Source organism: Haloferula chungangensis (assembly GCF_042664875.1).
In the GTDB taxonomy this organism is placed as follows: Bacteria; Verrucomicrobiota; Verrucomicrobiia; order Verrucomicrobiales; family Akkermansiaceae; genus Haloferula; species Haloferula chungangensis.
On the sequence record NZ_JBHTBS010000031.1, the window covers coordinates 1 to 3,917 of the forward strand.

Annotated in this window: 6 protein-coding genes; 3 read left to right on the forward strand and 3 right to left on the reverse strand. The window is 59.2% G+C overall.

Annotated features, from left to right (window positions below):
* Positions 1 to 589 precede the first annotated feature (589 nt).
* Together ACFQY0_RS20875 and ACFQY0_RS20880 are read left to right on the forward strand one after the other, a co-directional pair.
* The gene (locus ACFQY0_RS20875; RefSeq protein ID WP_379716890.1) at positions 590 to 898 is read left to right on the forward strand and encodes a type II toxin-antitoxin system HigB family toxin; all 309 of its coding nucleotides are present in this window, start codon (positions 590 to 592) and stop codon (positions 896 to 898) included.
* Positions 895 to 1,320: a helix-turn-helix domain-containing protein gene (locus ACFQY0_RS20880; protein ID WP_379716893.1), complete on the forward strand. Its 426-nt coding sequence runs from the start codon at positions 895 to 897 to the stop codon at positions 1,318 to 1,320. Before ACFQY0_RS20875 ends, ACFQY0_RS20880 begins: the two co-directional genes overlap by 4 nt.
* Positions 1,321 to 1,377: 57 nt before the next feature.
* Here the strand turns inward: ACFQY0_RS20880 and ACFQY0_RS20885 are convergent, their stop codons facing one another.
* From ACFQY0_RS20885 to ACFQY0_RS20895, 3 genes are all read right to left on the reverse strand, one after another.
* Positions 1,378 to 2,145, reverse strand: a complete 768-nt coding sequence (locus ACFQY0_RS20885) for a hypothetical protein (protein WP_379716896.1) — start codon at positions 2,143 to 2,145, stop codon at positions 1,378 to 1,380.
* A 118-nt stretch (positions 2,146 to 2,263) separates the two neighbouring features.
* On the reverse strand, positions 2,264 to 2,566 hold the full coding sequence (locus tag ACFQY0_RS20890) for a Fis family transcriptional regulator (RefSeq protein WP_379716899.1): 303 nt from the start codon (positions 2,564 to 2,566) through the stop codon (positions 2,264 to 2,266).
* Positions 2,526 to 2,930 carry a type II toxin-antitoxin system RelE/ParE family toxin gene (locus ACFQY0_RS20895; protein WP_379716902.1) on the reverse strand — a complete coding sequence of 135 codons (405 nt, stop codon included), beginning with the start codon at positions 2,928 to 2,930 and terminating at the stop codon, positions 2,526 to 2,528. The genes ACFQY0_RS20890 and ACFQY0_RS20895 overlap by 41 nt, the downstream gene beginning before the upstream one ends.
* Positions 2,931 to 3,242: 312 nt before the next feature.
* Between ACFQY0_RS20895 and ACFQY0_RS20900 the strand changes: the two genes are divergently transcribed.
* Positions 3,243 to 3,701 (forward strand): excisionase family DNA-binding protein, encoded by a 459-nt coding sequence (locus ACFQY0_RS20900; RefSeq protein ID WP_379716905.1) that lies wholly within the window; start codon positions 3,243 to 3,245, stop codon positions 3,699 to 3,701.
* Positions 3,702 to 3,917 lie beyond the last annotated feature (216 nt).

Consider the following 3,917-nt stretch of genomic DNA (forward strand, 5'->3'; position numbering starts at 1 on the left):
ACCCTTCCTTGAGGGAAAGTTCGTTCTCTTCGGCGTCCTCCTCGCAGGTGTCGCCCCAGTCGCCGGTTGCGTGTCGGGTGAGGCCGGCCAGCATTTCCTGGGGATCGAGCGCCCCGAGGGCGGCGGGAGTGGTGACGATTCGGCCAAGCGGGAATTTCGGTTCGTTCATGGTGTAGTTTTCCGGTTTCTAAGGAGGGCTCATTCCCTCTCATCACTCGGCGAGTGAGAGGGTGAGACCTCCGACCGGAAAACCGCCGGAAGGACCGGGATCAAGCGGGGCTTCGTGCGTGATAGCCACGCGAGTGACAGCTCTGCTGGCGTGAGTGCGGCCACGACCGACGGCCCGCGCCCGGACCCCGGTGCCATGGGCGAAACGCAAATCTGGACGATCTCATGCACGCCGTGCTGGAGGGAATCAATCCCGGCCCGCAGGCCTTGGCTGATCTGCGAGCCGGGGCCGGAGGGGACGATGACAGCAAAACAGTATCGTCAGCACGTGAAGGCGAGGCACGGGGTGTCTGGGTAGGCCACGAAATCTCCGAATCGTTCCGGGTTGACAATCGAGCCCAATCGATACATTTTGTATCGATTGCGCGACATCAAAGAACAGTTCCTCAGGGAAGCGGCATCGCCGAAGTCGAAGGCCGGAAAATGGCTCGAAGTCTGGCGGACCGTCGTCAGGTCCGCCGACTGGAAGAACATCGAGGATGTCCGCAAAACCTATCCTTCCGCCGATCCGGTGAAGGTCGATAGCGGAAGAACCGTCACGATCTTCAACGTCTGCGGCAAAGACTACCGCCTCATTACCGCCATCCATTACGACAAGCAGCGCCTCTACACCCTGCGCTTCCTCACCCACGCCGAATACGACAAAAACAGATGGAAAAAGGAGCTATGAAAACGAAATACACCCACAGCTTCGACTCGATGCCTCGCGACTACGCGGGACTCTGCCGCGTATTCCTGCCCCGTCCGATCCATGATCGGGCCGGCTACGAGAACACCGTCGAGATCGCCGACGTGTTCGCCGGTCACGAGGACCGGATGAGCGACGGCCAGAACGACTACTTCGATCTGCTCTGCGACCTTGTCGAGAAGTACGAAACCAAAACGGTTCCCGCTCCCAAGCTCAAGTCGCTCGCTCTCCTGAAGCACCTCGTCGAGGAAAACGGCCTTTCCGGTGCCGACCTCTCGCGCATTCTGGGGAGGTCGCTGCCGCTCGGTCCGATGATCCTGCGCGGCGAGCGCAAGATCACCGCCGCTCACGCCGTCCTTCTCGGCAAGCATTTCGGTATCCGCCCCGATGCCTTTATTACCTGAAGGCCCGGATGGGTCATCCAGTACCCTCGCGCCCTGTAACGCGAGCTATCTCGCAGTTCACTTCTTCATGGTCGTCAGCCATCGCAAGGCCTCCGGGTGTGCCTGCCAAGCACGCTGGAGGAACTCCGCGAAACACACCGCTTCCTCGCGACTTCCCATCGAGTAACTGTGCGGCATTCGACGAGGGATTCTCCGATGACCCTTCAAGTAGGCCTCGGTGAAGCCGTTCTGACCTCGGGCGGACCCGAGGGCTTCAGTCGCGGAATCTTCATCACCTGAAAGGAAACGCTCGAGAACCACGCCATAGGCCGCTGCGGTGCTGTAGGCCGCCTCATCGTAGCGTTTCAGCAGCGCTGCCGCCTCGTCGATTCGACCGAGTTCAAGGAGCGAACAAAGCAGTTGCGAACGAACCCCTTGGTTGTCGTTGGGGTTGAGCTCGATCATCCCCTTCCATTCCTCCACGGCTTCCCCGACACGACCTAGGTTCCATAAAACATCGGCCTTCCGTGCCCTCGTCCGCATGTAGGGGCGCGTCTCGATGATTCCCCAGAAGTGCCCGCGCCCGGTCTCGAACTCCTTACCGAGCTGCTTCGCGGCGATCGCTTCGATCTTCTCCAGCATTTTGAGTTCCTCCTCGAACGAAAGATCGAGGTGGTCGAGGCGCGACAGGTTCGCATCGACATGGCCGGGATCGACCTGCAGGGCTTCATCCAGCAGTCGCCGTTGTTCCTCGATCGTCGGAGACTCCATCGCGTCGAAGTAGAGGTCATCCGCTACGTTTTCACCTGATTGACTGGAGCCCATCCCCGCAAGGAAGCGTTCCATGGATCTCATCATCGATGCGGGGTCGATTCCGCCCCCCTGCCCTTCGCTCGGTCCGATCATGCGGAAAGCCAACACCATCCGGTAAATCCGGCAAGGTTCGATCGCAGCCCCGCGCTCCTCATGCGGGAACGAAGCGGACCTCGACTTTGCGCCCGAGCGCCGCCGCTGCTTTCCCGAGGCTGGCGACTGTCAGCGATGGGTTCTGCGGGTCGAGCAGACGGTCCAGCGAGGCGCGGCTGGTCTTCATCCGGCTCGCAAGCTGCGTCTTGGTCACATGTTCTTCGTCGAGGATCTCCTGAAGCTGGAGGGCGACCACGCGCTTGAGCGCGAGGATCTCCACTTCTGGCAAGAGTCCCTCTTCCGCGAGAAAATCCCGGAAGTCACTTCCGAGGTGGGCGTTTTCTTGTGCTTTTGCTTTCATTAGTTTGCTCAATAGGTTGCACGTAAATGGACTGCCGCTTTCGCGCCAGCTTCAGCTCCTGGACGGGGGCCGTCCGGGATTTTTTGATGATCCCGTGAAGCAAGATCATCTTCTCATCGACCATGATGAAGAACACACGGGCGATCCGGTCGCCAAGCGACGAACGGACCTCCCAAAGGCCTTTTCCCATGGAATCGACCAAGGGTTTGCCGACAGGCCACGCCCATTGGACGGTCAGAATGTCGGCACCAATTGTCTTCTTCTCATCATCGGTAAGATCCTTCAGCCATTCCCTTACCGGCTCGTTTCCTGATTCCGTTCGGAAGAAATGAACGGCGAGAGGACGCGGGGCGGGTTTGGCCATGCGTGGAACGTATCAAAAAAGATACGCTTAGCAAGCTCGCTTTTTAAGTGCCCCTCTCGACCACCGGACTACAAGGTCGGCAGCCTCTCTTCCAGCACTCGGAGCATCAGTCCCTCGCAACCGATGTCGACACCGGACTCTTCCTCGAGTTCGCGGGCCTTCGCGGCGTACTGCGGACGGCCGTCGGAGATTCCTCGCCTTAACCGAGAGCTTCGTGGATTGGAATGACCCTCAATCGGCTGGGATTGCCGAGGGCGAAGGATTGAGTCTGCAGTTGCGGTTGGAGCACTGGTGAACGAGAATCCCCCCCCCATGATCACCACGAGAAGCAACCGCCTCGATCCTTCGCTGGTCCCCCCTCGCGAGCTGGATTTGCTAGCCTCCGCTTTCACCAGGCCCGGACATATCGCGCTGATCGACGATCAGGGAAACCGCACTGAAATCCCGGAGCCATTCCTCCGGCAACTCGCGCGGATCACCCGTCTCATGCGCGAAGGCAGAGCCATTGTAATGGTCCCCAAGGAAGAGAATTTCACCACCCAGGCGGCCGCCAATTACCTCGGTATGTCGCGCCAGCATTTGGTCACCTTGTTGGAAGACGGAAAGATCCCCTTCCATCGCGTCGGCACCCATCGCCGGGTCACCTTTGAGGATCTGTTGGAATTTGAATCAAAACGGGATGCCGTACGGCGGACCACTCTCGACAAGGCTTTCGATGATCTCGACGAGGCCGGACTTTACGACAACGAATACACGGGAGATCGAGCATGAGAGCCGATTACCGGGTCACCCTCGACGCCTGCGTTCTGGCCAACCCAAAAAAGGTGTCAAAAAAAGGTGTCACGAAAAAAAGTGTCAGGTGAGAATGGCACTGTTTTAAGCGAGAGACCGGGGTTTTCCTCGATGAGGGAGGTCCCGGTATTCCGCTCTCGGAGCCGTCAGATAGCTGAAGGGTTTCGGCCGTTTCTTCTTGGCTCTGGGTTCACG